This is a genomic window from Klebsiella sp. RHBSTW-00484 (assembly GCF_013705725.1).
GTDB lineage: Bacteria > Pseudomonadota > Gammaproteobacteria > Enterobacterales > Enterobacteriaceae > Klebsiella.
In genome coordinates, this window is the sequence record NZ_CP055481.1 from 95,789 (window position 1) to 110,018 (window position 14,230).

The 14,230-nt window shown below is 54.8% G+C and carries 14 protein-coding genes; 9 read left to right on the forward strand and 5 right to left on the reverse strand.

Translation table 11 applies throughout. The features are described 5' to 3' along the window. Nucleotides 1–27: 27 nt before the first annotated feature. The gene (locus tag HV213_RS00440) at nucleotides 28–675 is read right to left on the reverse strand and encodes a TetR/AcrR family transcriptional regulator (protein ID WP_181484391.1); all 648 of its coding nucleotides are present in this window, start codon (nucleotides 673–675) and stop codon (nucleotides 28–30) included. 80 nt (nucleotides 676–755) lie between these two features. Between HV213_RS00440 and HV213_RS00445 the strand changes: the two genes are divergently transcribed. Further along, a complete protein-coding gene (locus tag HV213_RS00445; protein WP_181484392.1) occupies nucleotides 756–2,252 on the forward strand; it encodes an MDR family MFS transporter in 1,497 nt (498 codons plus the stop codon). On the opposite strand, the gene HV213_RS00450 is transcribed toward HV213_RS00445, so the two are convergent. Further along, nucleotides 2,249–3,163, reverse strand: a complete 915-nt coding sequence (locus HV213_RS00450; protein ID WP_181486309.1) for a LysR family transcriptional regulator — start codon at nucleotides 3,161–3,163, stop codon at nucleotides 2,249–2,251. The genes HV213_RS00445 and HV213_RS00450 overlap by 4 nt on opposite strands. A 102-nt stretch (nucleotides 3,164–3,265) precedes the next feature. Between HV213_RS00450 and HV213_RS00455 the strand changes: the two genes are divergently transcribed. From HV213_RS00455 to HV213_RS00470, 4 genes are all read left to right on the forward strand, one after another. Then, entirely contained in the window at nucleotides 3,266–3,886 is a 621-nt protein-coding gene (locus tag HV213_RS00455; RefSeq protein WP_181484393.1) for a pyridoxamine 5'-phosphate oxidase family protein, read from the forward strand. 130 nt (nucleotides 3,887–4,016) lie between these two features. After that, entirely contained in the window at nucleotides 4,017–4,487 is a 471-nt protein-coding gene (locus HV213_RS00460) for a nuclear transport factor 2 family protein (RefSeq protein WP_181486310.1), read from the forward strand. Nucleotides 4,488–4,706: 219 nt separating this feature from the next. Then, nucleotides 4,707–5,516 (forward strand): lipoprotein NlpA, encoded by an 810-nt coding sequence (gene nlpA, locus HV213_RS00465; protein WP_181484394.1) that lies wholly within the window; start codon nucleotides 4,707–4,709, stop codon nucleotides 5,514–5,516. Nucleotides 5,517–5,540: 24 nt separating this feature from the next. After that, nucleotides 5,541–6,401, forward strand: a complete 861-nt coding sequence (locus HV213_RS00470) for a DMT family transporter (protein WP_181484395.1) — start codon at nucleotides 5,541–5,543, stop codon at nucleotides 6,399–6,401. On the opposite strand, the gene HV213_RS00475 is transcribed toward HV213_RS00470, so the two are convergent. Continuing rightward, nucleotides 6,393–6,947: an NUDIX domain-containing protein gene (locus HV213_RS00475; protein ID WP_181484396.1), complete on the reverse strand. Its 555-nt coding sequence runs from the start codon at nucleotides 6,945–6,947 to the stop codon at nucleotides 6,393–6,395. The two genes, HV213_RS00470 and HV213_RS00475, sit on opposite strands and share 9 nt — an antisense overlap. A gap of 169 nt (nucleotides 6,948–7,116) precedes the next feature. Between HV213_RS00475 and HV213_RS00480 the strand changes: the two genes are divergently transcribed. Together HV213_RS00480 and HV213_RS00485 are read left to right on the forward strand one after the other, a co-directional pair. Beyond that, complete coding sequence (locus HV213_RS00480; RefSeq protein ID WP_181484397.1) at nucleotides 7,117–7,896, forward strand: MBL fold metallo-hydrolase; 780 nt, start codon at nucleotides 7,117–7,119, stop codon at nucleotides 7,894–7,896. Between the two features lie 14 nt (nucleotides 7,897–7,910). Continuing rightward, nucleotides 7,911–8,864, forward strand: coding sequence for a GlxA family transcriptional regulator (locus HV213_RS00485; protein WP_181484398.1), 954 nt, complete (start codon nucleotides 7,911–7,913; stop codon nucleotides 8,862–8,864). On the opposite strand, the gene HV213_RS00490 is transcribed toward HV213_RS00485, so the two are convergent. Next, nucleotides 8,861–9,910: an NAD(P)-dependent alcohol dehydrogenase gene (locus HV213_RS00490; protein WP_181484399.1), complete on the reverse strand. Its 1,050-nt coding sequence runs from the start codon at nucleotides 9,908–9,910 to the stop codon at nucleotides 8,861–8,863. The genes HV213_RS00485 and HV213_RS00490 overlap by 4 nt on opposite strands. A gap of 776 nt (nucleotides 9,911–10,686) precedes the next feature. Here HV213_RS00490 and HV213_RS00495 point away from each other — a divergent pair. Both HV213_RS00495 and HV213_RS00500 read left to right on the forward strand, forming a co-directional pair. Then, a complete protein-coding gene (locus HV213_RS00495; protein WP_181484400.1) occupies nucleotides 10,687–11,592 on the forward strand; it encodes a glycosyltransferase family 2 protein in 906 nt (301 codons plus the stop codon). After that, nucleotides 11,580–12,842 carry an O-antigen ligase family protein gene (locus tag HV213_RS00500; RefSeq protein ID WP_181484401.1) on the forward strand — a complete coding sequence of 421 codons (1,263 nt, stop codon included), beginning with the start codon at nucleotides 11,580–11,582 and terminating at the stop codon, nucleotides 12,840–12,842. Before HV213_RS00495 ends, HV213_RS00500 begins: the two co-directional genes overlap by 13 nt. A gap of 53 nt (nucleotides 12,843–12,895) precedes the next feature. Here HV213_RS00500 and HV213_RS00505 read toward each other — a convergent pair whose 3' ends face one another. Beyond that, entirely contained in the window at nucleotides 12,896–14,101 is a 1,206-nt protein-coding gene (locus tag HV213_RS00505) for a hypothetical protein (protein ID WP_181484402.1), read from the reverse strand. Nucleotides 14,102–14,230 lie beyond the last annotated feature (129 nt).

The window sequence follows — 14,230 nt, forward strand, 5'->3', positions numbered from 1 at the left end:
AGATGGCTGTGAACCTGTAGGGGGGAATCAGCCGCCAATCCCGTGGCTAATCAGTGCCAGCGCGTGGCTGACAATCATCTGCTTGTTCACTGATTGCAACCGCACATCGGTATGGGTACGGGAAAACGGCACCAGTACCAGGCTTATTAAGGTGGTAAACAGCAGCTCCGGCGACAGCGCCGGGTTGAGTTTGCCCTCCTGCTGCCAGCGGCGCACCGTCGACAGCATTTTGTGGTATTTCTCATCGCCAAAACGCGCGTGCATATGCTGACGCAGTACCGGCATCTCGCCGATGATCTCCTGCATCCACAGCGGTGCGAACCATGCATTTTTCTCCGCCATCGCCGCCAGAGTTTCAATAAGCAGGGTAAAAGCGGTCACCGGCTCATCGCTATGTTCAACAAAAATTAGGCCGATGTCGTTGCGCAGCGGCATAAAGCGCTCTTCGACCAGCTTTTCCACCAGCGCCTCCCGCGAGCTGAAATAGTAGTGCAGCATCGCGGGCGTCACCCCCGCTTCTTTGGCGATGGCGTTCAGTGAAATTCGCGCGATCCCGTGGCGGGCAAACAGCGCCAGGGCAATATCCATCAACTGTTCGCGGTTGGCGGAGCCGGATTTCTGCCCGCGCGGGCGACCGGGGCGACGTGGAGCTTCATTGTCTTTTTGTGCTGACATCGTATGGCGATCCCTTGACCTGATTCATCATTTCCCTAAATATTAATTATATATTTAATTAATTTCAAGCGAGTGATGCTATGACATCTGAAGTCGCGAGCCAACCGGCGGTACCCTCGATCCGCCTGCTCTTCAGCGCTCTACTGCTGGTCATGCTGCTATCAGCGCTGGACCAGACTATTGTCTCGACCGCGCTGCCGACCATCGTCGGCGAACTCGGCGGGCTGGATAAACTCTCGTGGGTAGTGACCGCCTATATCCTCAGTTCGACCATCGCGGTGCCGCTGTACGGCAAATTTGGCGATCTGTTCGGACGAAAAATTGTCCTGCAGGTGGCGATCGTGCTGTTCCTTGCCGGTTCCGCCCTGTGCGGGCTGGCGCAGAACATGACCCAACTGGTGCTGATGCGCGCCCTGCAAGGGTTGGGCGGCGGTGGTCTGATGGTGATCAGCATGGCGGCGGTAGCCGATGTGATCCCGCCTGCTAATCGCGGTCGCTATCAGGGGTTATTCGGTGGTGTTTTTGGCCTGGCGACGGTGATCGGGCCGTTAATCGGCGGCTTCCTGGTGCAGCACGCCTCCTGGCGCTGGATTTTCTACATCAACCTGCCGCTGGGCCTGTTCGCGCTGCTGGTGATCGGCGCGGTTTTTCACAGCAGCAACAAGCGCAGCCAGCACCAGATCGACTGGCTGGGGGCGATTTACCTCAGCATGGCGCTGCTGTGCATCATCCTGTTTACCTCCGAGGGTGGCAGCGTTCGCGCGTGGAGCGACCCGCAGCTGTGGTGTATTCTGGCCTTTGGCGTGGTGGGGATTATCGGTTTTATTCATGAAGAACGACTGGCCGCGGAGCCGATTATTCCGCTCTCATTGTTCCGCAACCGCAGCTTTCTGCTGTGCAGCCTGATTGGCTTTGTCGTTGGGATGTCGTTGTTTGGTTCGGTGACCTTTCTGCCGCTCTATTTGCAGGTGGTAAAAGCGGCGACGCCGACCGAGGCGGGGCTACAGCTGATCCCGCTGATGGGTGGGCTACTGCTGACCTCGATCATCAGCGGACGCGTTATCAGCCATACCGGTAAGTACCGGGTGTTTCCGATTATCGGCACCTTGCTGGGCGTGGTGGGAATGGTGCTGCTGACGCGCATTACCATCCACTCGCCGATGTGGCAGCTGTATCTGTTCACCAGCGTGCTGGGAGCGGGTCTGGGACTGGTGATGCAGGTGCTGATACTGGCAGTGCAGAACGCGATGCCTGCGCAAATGTACGGTGTGGCAACCTCCGGCGTGACGCTGTTCCGCTCGATTGGCGGCTCTATCGGCGTGGCGCTGTTTGGCGCGGTATTCACTCATGTATTGCAAAATAACCTGCAACACCTGCTGCCGGAAGGTGCGCAGCTGCCGCGGGCGCTGAATCCGGCGGCGGTACAGAATTTGCCTGCGGAGATTCGTCTGGATTACCTCGACTCCTTCGGGGCCGCTATCCACGCGGCGTTCCTGATGGCGGCCTGCATTATGGCGGTGGCGTTTGTGCTCTCCTGGCTACTGAAAGAAGCACCGCTGAAAACGACTGCTCACTAGGCGGTGGCGGCAATACGCAGCAGCGCCCGACGTAGGGCAGGTGCGGCGAAATCGATAAATTTACGCAGCTTGAGCGGGGCCAGATCTCGGGCGTTAGAGAGCAGATGCACCGGCGCGGGTTCCGGCTCCATCGTTTGAAAAATCAGCTTCAGTTCGCCGCACACCAGGCCATCGATAGCCTGGTAATGCAGCAGGCGCGCCACGCCAGCCCCCAGTCGGGCGGCGTCGGCGGCGCTCTCCGGGGTGGTCACCGAAAGCACCGGAGCGAGCGCGACCAGCCGGTCCTGCGCTTCCGTGGTATTAAACCGCCAGCCGCTGTAGGGCATCGGCGACTCAATGTGAATCATCGGCAGCATGGTCAGATCGCGCGGGCGTTCTGGCGTGCCGTGTTTTTCCAGCAACCCCGGATGCGCACAGGTGACGATGCGCATCTCACCAAGGCGGGTCGCCACCATCCCGCTATCCGGCAAGGCACCGATACGTACCGCTAAATCAACATGCTCGTCCACCAGGTCGGCGTTGCGATCGCTAAGCAGTAAACGGACGCGAATCTGCGGGTAACGGGCAAAAAATTCCGTGATTACCGGTAAAACGTGCAAGCGACCAAACATGATAGGCGCGGAGATCGTCAGCTCGCCTTTTGGTTCCTGATATTCGCCCACCGCCTGGCGCTCGGCGTTCTCCACCTCTTCAAGAATGCGCCGCGCGGCGGCGACATAATCGGCTCCGGCGTCGGTCAGCGTTAGCTTGCGGGTTGTACGGATGAGCAGGCGCACGCCGAGCGCATTTTCCAGTTCGGCAATATTGCGGCTGACGGTGGTCAGAGGCGTATTTAGTGCCCGCGCCGCTGCCGACATACTGCCGAGTTCAGTCACTTTCACCAGCAGCGCCATGGCGCTGAGTCGGTCCATAATTATCCCGTTTTCCGGAAAGATGATTGCCAGATCCCCACTATTATCTTTTTTGTCGACACAGTCCATGATGAGTCATGCCACATCGCCTTCGGAGGAATTATGTCAGCAGACTTTCTTGATATCGCCATGACCCCTAACGTGATGGATGTTCAGCATGAGATGGGTAGCGATGAGATGTGGCAGTCGCCGCATCGCCCGCGTAGAGGCAAGCGCTTCAGCGACAGCGAAGAGGGGATGATCGCCACCCGCGATAGCTTCTACCTGGCGACGATTTCGCAAACCGGCTGGCCCTATATTCAGCATCGCGGCGGCCCGGTGGGTTTCCTGCATCTGCTGGATGAGACCACTCTGGCGATGGCGGATTTCTCTGGCAATCGCCAGTACATCACCACCGGCAATCTGCGCGGTAGCGACCGGGCGTGTCTGTTTTTGATGGATTACCCGCGCCGTGCCAGGCTGAAAATCTACGCCACCGTGGAAGTTGTGGCGGCGGAGAGCGACCCGCAACTGCTGGCGTGCATCACGCCGGAGAACTATCGGGCCAGAATCGAGCGCATTTTTCGCTTTCATTTACAGGCTTTTGACTGGAACTGCCCTCAGCATATTACCCCGCGCTACACCGCCCAGCAGGTAGCGGAGTATAGCCAGACGCTGCAACAGCGTATTGACGATCTGGAGCAGGAGAACCAGCGCCTGCAACAGCTTATATACCCAAAATAATTCGAGTTGCTTAAAGGCGGCAAGGGAGTGAGTCCCCAGGAGCATAGATAACTATGTGACTGGGGTGAACGAGTGTAGCCAACACATAAGCAACTTGAAGTATGAAGGGTATTCATACAGGAGAATAATGATGACCGAACAACGCCCACCTCTGCCGCCGTTTACCCGCGAGAGCGCCGCGCAAAAAGTGCGGGCCGCCGAAGATGGCTGGAACAGCCGCGATGCCGGAAAGGTCGCGCTGGCCTACACCGTCGATAGCGAATGGCGTAATCGCAGCGAGTTTGTGCACGGCAGGACGCAAATTATCGACTTTTTGCAGCGAAAATGGCGTAAAGAGCAGGAATATCGTCTGATTAAGGAACTGTGGGCGTGGAGCGACAATCGTATTGCGGTGCGCTTTGCCTATGAGTGGCACGATGACAGCGGCAACTGGTTTCGCTCCTACGGCAATGAGAACTGGGAGTTTGATGAACGCGGCCTGATGCACACGCGCTACGCTTGCATCAACGACCTGCCGATCGCCGAAAGCGAGCGCCTGTTCCACTGGCCCCAGGGCCGTCGCCCGGACGATCACCCGGGATTGAGTGCGCTGGGGCTGTAAACATCGACCCCTCCCCGGCTCGCGCTGCGCTTAGCCGGGCTACGGATTTACAGCCGCCTGAGATCGGGTAGCCCGGCTAAGGCGCATCGCGCCGCGAGCCGGGGGAAGATGATTTTATTTCCGATTGCCGTTTTTGCGTTTAAAACCTCACCCCAAAGTCGTTATAGTTTCAGACGAAAAAATAATAACGATTCTCTATGGACTGACGGGGTAATAACAATGAAATTGCGTTTACGGACAGCCGCCGCCGTGGTGCTGGCGGGCCTGCTGCTGACAGGCTGCGACCAGAAGGGCAGCGATGCCAAACACATTAAAGTTGGCGTGATTAACGGCGCTGAACAGGATGTGGCGGAAGTGGCCAGGAAAGTCGCCAAAGAGAAATATGGCCTCGACGTTGAGCTGGTGGGCTTTAGCGGCTCGCTGCTGCCCAACGAATCTACCAACGCCGGGGATCTGGACGCTAACGTCTTCCAGCACCGTCCGTTCCTCGCCCAGGATAACAAAGCCCACAACTATCGCCTGGTGGCGGTCGGTAATACCTTCGTCTTCCCGATGGCGGGCTATTCGCGCAAAGTTAAATCCGTCGCCGAGCTGAAAGACGGCGCGACCATCGCCATTCCTAACGACCCGACCAACCTGGGCCGCGCGCTGCTTCTGCTCCAGCAGGAGAAGCTGATTACGCTCAAGGCGGGCACCGGCCTGCTGCCGACGGCGGTCGATATCACCGACAACCCACATAACCTGAAAATCATGGAGCTGGAAGGGGCGCAGCTACCGCGTGTGATTGACGACCCGCAAGTCGATGTGGCGATCATCAGCACGACTTACCTCCAACAGACCGGGTTAACGCCGGTGCGCGACGGCATCTTTATCGAAGACAAAAACTCGCCATATGTGAACATCATCGTGACCCGCGAAGACAACAAAGACGCGGAAAACGTAAAAGAGTTTATGCAGTCCTACCAGTCGCCGGAAGTGGCGAAGGCGGCAGAGACCATCTTCAACGGCGGTGCGGTTCCCGGCTGGTAATCATTCACACAAGGAGGAGTGGCGATGACCCGGCAACGCCAGGCAGATTTGCTGCTAATAGCCGCGACGGTTATCGCCGCCTGCGGATGGATTTTTTCCCGTGAAGCGATTGCCGGCATGCCGGTTTTCGCCTTCCTCGGCCTGCGTTTTTTCTTTGCCGCGCTGCTGTTGCTGCCGTTCTGTCGCGGATTTCGCGTCGACAAGCAGCACTGGCCGCGCATTATTATCAGCGGTCTGTGGTTTGCGTTAAACCTGTGCCTGTGGATCTACTCGGTATCGACAACTCCGTCGCTGGGCGAAGGGGCGTTTATTATGAGCCTGTCGATGCTGTTCGTGCCGCTTACCGCGTGGGCGATGATGAAAGCGCGTCCGGCGCGGGCCTACTGGGAATGCCTGCCGATTGCCATTGTCGGCCTCGGTTTGCTCAGCCTGCATATGCCGATTGAGTTTCACCCCAGTCAGGGCTGGTTTCTGCTGACCGCGCTAGTGCAATCAATCTGGTTTTGCTACACCAGCAACTGCGCCCGCGAGGTGCCGCTGATCCCGCTAACTACCGTGCAGCTTGGCATCACCGGGATTGTCGGACTGGGGATTTCCGCCGCCGTCGAGACCTGGGATCAGCCGTTTACCCTGCCGACCTTCGGCTGGCTGCTCGCCAGCATTGTCATCGCGACCAGCCTGCGCTTCGGCCTGCAAATGAAGGGGCAGAAATACGCAGCGGTCGCCAGTGCGGCAATTATTATGGTGCTTGAGCCTCTGTTGACGGTGATTGCCGCCGCGCTGTGGTACGGCGAACAGCTGCCGTTGCAGAAGATTATCGGCGGCGTGCTGATCCTCGTCGCCCAGCTGTGGTTCCGCTGGCGGATGCTAAAGCCGCTACGCTAAACCGGTCCGCCGCTGCGCCATCAGATGCAGCAGCGGCACCAGCGATAGTCCGTCCGGCATCTCGCCGCGGGCGATCAGCTGGCCAATCTCTTCGAGGGTAAACCAGCCGGTTTCCATCACCTCATCCTGATCTTCATCCATACCTACATAGCTTAAATCGCGGGCGAGCCAGGTGATAAACAGCTGGTCGCTGCTGCCGTAAGAGGGGTTATAGCGGATAATTTCTTCGGCATTTTTCGCCTGCCAGCCGGTTTCTTCCCGTAGTTCACGCAGGGCCGCCTCGCGCGGATCTTCCCCTTCATCAACGCCGCCCGAAGGAACGGCCCACACCACCTGGTCTATTAGATAACGGTAGTGGCGGATTAGCAGCACTTTGTCATCCTGCATAGCCACAATCCCCACCGCCGGTCGCGGGTAGTGGATGGAGTAAAAATCCCGCCGATCGCCGGGGGCCATATCAATGCCGACCTTGCGCATGCTGAACCACGGAGTATCCGCCATAACCTCGGCATCGTGCATATCGGCGGCGGTGAGTTTCTTTTTCATTGTAGCCACTGTTCCTCAAAGTTGAGCGTTCAGCACACCATAGGCAGGGGCGGATGGCAACCGCCGCAGATTGGCCCAATCCCATCGATCATTGCCCAAACGCCCATATTGCGCCAGGCTTGTGGCACGTACGATGTTCGCCAGATAACCGCGAAGAGGAATGAGCATCATGAAAATAACCCACATCCGTAATGCTACGCAGATTATTGAATATGCTGGTCAAAAATTTCTTATTGACCCCATGCTTTCTGACAAAGGTGCCTGGGCGGGATTTGCCGGAACCGCGCGCAGCGAGCTGCGCAACCCGTTGGTGGCGCTGCCTTTCTCTGTTGAAAAGATTGTTGATGTTGACGCCATTATCGTCACCCACACCCATGAAGATCACTGGGACGAGGCGGCGATCGCCGCGATCCCCAAAACGCTGCCGATCTATGTTCAGCATGAGGCCGATGCTCAGTTGCTGCGCGGACAAGGGTTCAGTGATATTCGTCTGCTCTCTGAGGACAGCGCATTTGCCGACGTTGCCCTGGTGAAAACCACTTCCGGCCAGCACGGTAGCGACCGCACTTATGCGGTTGCGGCGATGGCCGAACGTCTGGGCGAAGCCTGCGGCGTGGTTCTGCGTCATCCGCAGGAGAAAACCCTGTGGCTGGTGGGTGATACCATCTGGCGCGATGACGTAGAAGCCGATATGGTCAGACTGCAACCGGACGTGGTGGTGCTGAATGCCGGATATGCTCACGTTATCGGTTTTGGGCCGATCATTATGGGCAAAGAAGATGTGCTGAAGGCGCATTTCACCCTACCGGAAGCCAAAATTGTCGCAAGTCATATGGAAGCGGTAAACCACTGCCTGCTGAGCCGCGATGAGCTGCGTCAGTACGTGGCCGACAATCAGATTGCCGATGCGGTCAGCATCCCGCAGGATGGGGAAACGTTGGTCTTTTAATGCTGGAGCGGGCGATGAAACTCACGGAAGTGGCGATTGTGGCGGTGGACGGGTTTAGCCCGTTCCACTACTCGGTGCCCTGTATGCTGTTTGGCGATACGGTCTCGGAAACCAAACGCTTTAACCTGCATATTTGCGCCGAACGACCGGGGCTATTGACCGCTCGCGACGGCTTTGCGCTGAACGCCAGCGGCGACTTTGCGACCCTTGAACAGGCGGATATTGTCGTGGTGCCTTACTGGGGCGCAGTGAACCAACGTCCTGTGCAGTCGCTGCTCGACAGCCTTGTGCGAGCGCGTAATAACGGCGCGGAAATCGTCGGCCTGTGCCTCGGGGCATTTGTGCTGGGCTACGCCGGGCTGCTGGACGGCAAGCGGGCGGCGACCCATTGGGAGTTCGAGCAGGATTTTCAGCGTCTGTTTCCGCAGGTGCAGCTGGATATCAACGCCCTGTACGTCGATGACCAGCGCATTATTACCTCGGCGGGCACCGCGGCAGCACTCGACTGCTGCCTGTATATCATCCGCCAGCGTTTCGGCAGCCTTGCCGCCAATCAGATTGCCCGGCGGATGATCGTCCCGCCGCACCGCGAGGGCGGGCAGGCGCAGTTTATTGCTCAGCCGGTGCCGAAAAACACCCGCGACGCGCGGATTAACGGCCTGCTTGAGTATCTCCAGCAGCATATCCGCGAACCACATAATCTTGATTCGCTGGCGCAGGTGGCGGCAATGAGCCGCCGCACCCTGACCCGCCATTTCGCCAAAGCGACCGGCATGAGCATCGCCGACTGGCTTTCCGCCGAACGCCTGCGACGCAGCCAGCTTCTGCTGGAAGCCGGGGATCTACCGATTGAACAGGTGGCTGAGGAAGTGGGCTATCTCTCCGCCGTGACTTATCGCCAGCAGTTTAAATCGCGTTTTGGCGTTAGCCCGGCGGAGTGGCGGCGTACCTTTCGCCGTGGCGCTTAACCGCCGAGAGTAGCGCTGTCGATCACGAAGCGGTATTTCACGTCGCCTTTGACCATTCTCTCCCAGGCTTCGTTAATCTGATCGCCGCGAATCAGCTCAATATCGGCGACGATACCGTGCTCGGCGCAAAAATCGAGCATCTCCTGGGTTTCAGGAATGCCGCCGATCATCGACCCGGCAATCGACCGGCGACGGAAGATCAGGTTAAACACTTCCGGTGACGGATGCGGCGTGGCGGGCGCGCCCACCAGGGTTAGCGTGCCGTCGCGTTTAAGCAGCGTGGTAAAGGCATCGAGATTGTGCGGTGCCGCCACGGTGTTGAGAATAAAGTCGAAGCTTTTCACGTGCGCCGCCATCTCGTCCTCGTTGCGCGACACTACGACCTCATCCGCGCCTAGCTCCCGCGCCGTATCACGCTTGGATTCTGAGGTGGTGAATGCCACCACGTGGGCGCCCATGGCGTGGGCCAACTTAATCCCCATATGCCCCAGCCCACCGATCCCGACAACGCCCACTTTTTTGCCCGGCCCGACGTTCCAGTGGCGCAGCGGCGAGTAGGTGGTGATACCCGCGCACAGCAGCGGTGCGACGGCGGCCAGCTGCTCTTTAGGATGGCGCACGCGCAGCACGTAGCGCTGATGAACGACGATTTGCTGGGAGTAACCCCCCAGGGTGTGGCCAGGGGTATCCTGCGTTGGGCCGTTGTAGGTGAGCACCATGTGATCGCAGTAGTTTTCTAGCCCGTCCTGGCACTCCTCGCACGCTTTACAGCTATCGACCATGCAGCCGACGCCCACCAGATCGCCAACGGCATAGCCGGAGACCCGGTTGCCCACGGCGGTCACCCGGCCAACGATTTCATGGCCCGGCACGCAGGGGTAGAGCGTTCCGGCCCATTCGGAGCGCGCCTGGTGTAAATCGGAGTGGCAGACGCCGCAATAATCAATGGCGATCTGCACATCGTCCGGCCCAGGTTCGCGGCGGGTGATGGCCATAGCACCCAGCGGCTGGCTGGCGGAATTCGTACCAATAGCGTTGATCTGCATAGCAAAACCTCTTCTACGTAACGGAGTTGAATAAAACGGAGGGGGGAGAACGTTTTTTGCGCGGTAGAGTAAAGCGTAGCCTGGTTGAAGCGGGATGGGAGGAGGAAAGCTCAAAGGGTTAAAGAGCTGCTGCGGCAAGAGGGGATTTAGTTAGTTATTAATATATACCCGTCATACTTCAAGTTGCATGTGCGTTGGCTTTCCTCGCTCGCCCCAGTCACTTACTTCAGTAAGCTCCTGGGGACTCACTGCGTCGCCGCCTTCCTGCCACTCGAATTATTTAGGGTATAGTACGGGCTGATTTTTAAACTTAATCAGGTCTGCAATAAGTAACGAATCGTGTCTTTTGGTAAAGAGTTTCGTTACTGATAAAAAGAAATAACTATCATTATTACAAATGAGAAAATGCGCAAGACCTGTTTGCCTGAAGGCTTGTGGACTTTTTTATTGCCCATAAATAGAAGTGGTGTAGTGCTTAATCAATATTTAAAAAAACGCCTTTACAGTATAACAAATTGTTGAGTCTGATTGATTTTTATTTATTGATTTGTGGTGTGAATGTATTGGTTTGTTATGTTGTTGTATATTCATGCTTTTATAATTTGTTATTAATGATTGTTGTTTTTTCGCGGTTTTTTATCCTTCTTTTTACGCTTTGTTACTCCTTTCTATGTTGAATCATTGGTAGTAAGAATAGAATCGGTCGCTTATTTCTAAGCTATATTTCTCCGCTTCCCTCAAAAACGATAAAGCCAGACTATTCAACGGGAGTGCCCATGCCCTTTTTGAGCATTATTATTACAGCGCATAATTGTGAGCTAACGCTTGCTGAGACGCTGGAAAGTGTGAAAAAGGCCATTGATTTTGAAAAGGATGTTGAAGTCATTGTGCTTAATGACAGCTCTTATGACAAGACGCAGCAGATTATTGAGCGTTATGCAGAGACGTTTTCTTCGGTTCAGATAAGAGAAGTTCAACTGAAAAATGTCGGTAGAGTCAGAAATATTGCGGTGCAGATGGCCCGTGGTGAATATATCACCATGGTTGATGGTGACGATCTGCTTAAGCCGAGAAGTCTGCGGGATGCGGTGGTATTTCTTAAACAGCATCGGCCCGATTTGCTGCTGACGCACCTGATTGAAACCCGCAGCCTCAGCGCTATCAATAGCAACTGGGCGGGATTTTCGCCGATTAAGCTCCCGCAGCACGAGGCTATTCGCCGCTTTCTGATTCATAAAGATTTTCAGGCACATTTAATTGGTCAGTTTATTCGCAAGGATATTTACCTCTGCGCGCCGATTCCATCAATGACCTGCTATGAAGACTTTGCCGTTTTTCCTGCTTTTCTGATGCATTCGCAGAATATCTGGTTTCAGAAAGAGGGGCATTATCACTACGTCAAACGGGCGAATAGCCTCTCCAGCGTGCTGGATAAAACAAAAATCCGCCATTTAATTAACTGCACAAAAAGAATGGAGAGAGAGTTTCCCTCTTCATTTCATTGGCTGGTATGTTGCCATTGGTTGGATATTTATCTGAAACATGCTCAGTTGTTAACTCATAAACAAATCAGCATTGTTGAAGAAAAAATAAAATCAACCTTATCTCCGGGTTTTTTTATGTCTCCTGACGTGAGATTAAGTTATAAGAAAAAGGCTATTCAGGCATTATGGAAAAGATAAACCGTAATATCTATACGCTAACGATAATACTGGCGGCGATTTCGCTATTATTCCTGCTGCTGAACTCTGCCCAGCAGCGTGTTTTTTTCTATCTGGCGATATATGCCAGCGTGTTGGGGTTATTTCTGGAGCGGAAAAACGTCGGGAAAATACGCCTGAAGGTCGCCCTGCTGCCGCTGATCGTTGGAGCGATGGAGATGCTGTGGTTTCTCTTTTACGAGGTGAAGCACGGGCATATCAATCACTATAACGATCACTTTCTCGGTGGTAAAAAGCTGCTGCTCGGCAGCATCCTGGTGCTGTATCTGGATAGCTTTAAACATCATCTTCACCGCAACGCCCTGAAGAAAATCTTCCTTATCGTTGTGGGGATTAGTCTGTTGCTGGCAACCGTATATGGCTTTATCCAGGAGTGGCAGGGTATTTCGCGGGTTGAGATGGCGATTAATCGGCCTACGGTTGCCGCCTATATCTATTCAACGCTGTCGCTGGCGTTTATCTATGCGCTGTTTCAGCTGCGCAAAAGACCGGCCTATATACTGGCTGTTGCGGTGATGCTTATCTCGTACCTGAATATTATCTTCACCGGTACGCGGGCGGCGATGGGGCTGTATCCGGTGCTGATCTTCCTGCTCACGCTGTTTAATTTCAAAAAGATTCAGCTCAAGCCGATGCTGGGCGTGGCGGTGGTGGTTCTCTGTATTGTGGGCATCAACTTCAACGCTCATATCAAACCGAAAATCACCCAGACGGTAGATGAAATCTCGACTTACCAGACCGGTAATGACGATACGTCACTGGGCGCGCGCTTCTCAATGTGGACAGTAGGCATTTATAACGGCGTTCATAAACCGTTGGGGCAATCGATGGAGAGCCGCGAACGCTTGAGCGCCGATTATGTGCAGGATCATCCGGAGAATAAAACCGCGATGATGTACATTAACGTCCATCTGCATAACGAGATAATCGATACCTTTTCGCTACAGGGCGTGATTGGACTGGCGCTGATTTTGGGGTTCTATATCGGCGGCGCGCTGCTTGCCGTTCGGCGTAATAATCTGCTGCTGCTTTTTATTATGCTGTCGATGTTCGTTTATGGCTTTACGGACGTATTGTTAATCAGCGCTGAATTTGTCGCTTTCTTTATTATCCTGGTGGCGTTCAGTACCGTTATCACTGAGGAGTGTGTCGCCCCGGTCAACGTGATGTGTGACCGGGGTTATACTGGATCAGTGCCACCACAATCCTAAAGCAAATATGATGGCTAAAAACAGACAGCGCCGGGGGAAAGTATCAAACATATTTAAATCTCCTGAATATAATCGGAGCGCTGCTGCTGTTCACGCAACGAACTTAATGCCTTGCGCACCCGGATTGAGGCCTGAACCCGCGTGGATAGCAGGCGGGTAAGCTGCATCGCCAGGTCGGTTAATCCGGTAACTGCCCCAACCGTCAGAAGCATAACGCTGACGATGGGCTGAACGAACCTCCAGTTCATCGTGGCAAACTTTCCATCAGCGATTGAGAAGCCGATAAAAAGCGTGAGAAATGACAATGTTAAAATCGGTGCGAAGACAAAAAACATCATTTTGTAGAACGAGGCGACAACGCGATCGCTACGATACCAGTTGCCATTGAAATGGTACGCGCTGCCATCGTGATAATTATATGCCCCTTGTACGGTGCCGCCGTCACGGTTAAATACCGTCAGAAGACGATCGCCTTCGGCAACAAAAGGAATATGCGCTTTATAAAAGAAAGGCATAATTTTTATGACTTCGCGACGCAGCACCGGATCGCCCGTACGCCAGTGCATCACCAGAAATTTTCTCTGGCAAATATAGCGTATCCACGCCCCGGAATTATCTGTTATGTGCGAGTCCCACTGTTCATAATTAACGGAGGTGACGGTATTTTTTACCACTTCCAGATGCGGACCCAGATTGGCGAAACCCTCCGGCATCTCGGCGGGAATATTCGGATTAACCAGCACCTTCCCCGCATCTTCGCAAAAGGTCGTATCGCCTTGTTTTACCTGCTCAAGTTTTGCCAGCAGCTCGCGAACACGCGACGAGAAGCGCAGACAAATCACATGGATATCCACTAGCCCATAAAAAAGAAGCATCAGCGTGACGGCAAGAAACAGCACCATTATCAGGATGATGTTTTCAGAGTAAAACATAGAGGACATCACGACAAAAAACGCCGGAATGCCACCAAAAATCCGCAGCACAGGCAAGAGTAGCGCGGGGCGTGAACCCGCAGGCTCAAGAACGAGGTTGCCATCGGTTACCCAGTGTATCCAGTAGCTGCCGTCTGCCAGTTGATGGGTGCCGATATGGATAAGGTCGCCGGGGGTGAGCTGGTCGAAGAGCGCGGGCTCCTTGAACCAGGCCGTATTGGTATAGAAAGACCTGTCGCGAGTCGTGATGCGCAGATAACCACTATCCCGACTGTTACCGACCGTAAAGCCACGAAAGCGTAGTGTGAAAAAATGCACCTTTTCCATCAGGTGGAACCTCCTTGTGATAACGCGTTACAGCATGGATATCTTTCCCTGCCCAGGGGAATCATATATGACTTTTTATTCAGAAGAAGATATTTAGTTTTTATTTGGTTGAATATTTTTGCTGTTTTA

What these genes read in the sequence shown, in the direction of transcription:
- HV213_RS00495 (WP_181484400.1), top strand. Translation starts at nt 10,687, where the DNA reads ATGCCCTTTTTGAGCATTATTATTACAGCGCATAATTGTGAGCTAACG.
- HV213_RS00475 (WP_181484396.1), bottom strand. Translation starts at nt 6,947, where the DNA reads ATGAAAAAGAAACTCACCGCCGCCGATATGCACGATGCCGAGGTTATG.
- HV213_RS00470 (WP_181484395.1), top strand. Translation starts at nt 5,541, where the DNA reads ATGACCCGGCAACGCCAGGCAGATTTGCTGCTAATAGCCGCGACGGTT.
- HV213_RS00500 (WP_181484401.1), top strand. Translation starts at nt 11,580, where the DNA reads ATGGAAAAGATAAACCGTAATATCTATACGCTAACGATAATACTGGCG.
- HV213_RS00450 (WP_181486309.1), bottom strand. Translation starts at nt 3,163, where the DNA reads ATGGACCGACTCAGCGCCATGGCGCTGCTGGTGAAAGTGACTGAACTC.
- HV213_RS00460 (WP_181486310.1), top strand. Translation starts at nt 4,017, where the DNA reads ATGACCGAACAACGCCCACCTCTGCCGCCGTTTACCCGCGAGAGCGCC.
- HV213_RS00480 (WP_181484397.1), top strand. Translation starts at nt 7,117, where the DNA reads ATGAAAATAACCCACATCCGTAATGCTACGCAGATTATTGAATATGCT.
- HV213_RS00455 (WP_181484393.1), top strand. Translation starts at nt 3,266, where the DNA reads ATGTCAGCAGACTTTCTTGATATCGCCATGACCCCTAACGTGATGGAT.
- HV213_RS00505 (WP_181484402.1), bottom strand. Translation starts at nt 14,101, where the DNA reads ATGGAAAAGGTGCATTTTTTCACACTACGCTTTCGTGGCTTTACGGTC.
- nlpA (WP_181484394.1), top strand. Translation starts at nt 4,707, where the DNA reads ATGAAATTGCGTTTACGGACAGCCGCCGCCGTGGTGCTGGCGGGCCTG.
- HV213_RS00440 (WP_181484391.1), bottom strand. Translation starts at nt 675, where the DNA reads ATGTCAGCACAAAAAGACAATGAAGCTCCACGTCGCCCCGGTCGCCCG.
- HV213_RS00490 (WP_181484399.1), bottom strand. Translation starts at nt 9,910, where the DNA reads ATGCAGATCAACGCTATTGGTACGAATTCCGCCAGCCAGCCGCTGGGT.
- HV213_RS00445 (WP_181484392.1), top strand. Translation starts at nt 756, where the DNA reads ATGACATCTGAAGTCGCGAGCCAACCGGCGGTACCCTCGATCCGCCTG.
- HV213_RS00485 (WP_181484398.1), top strand. Translation starts at nt 7,911, where the DNA reads ATGAAACTCACGGAAGTGGCGATTGTGGCGGTGGACGGGTTTAGCCCG.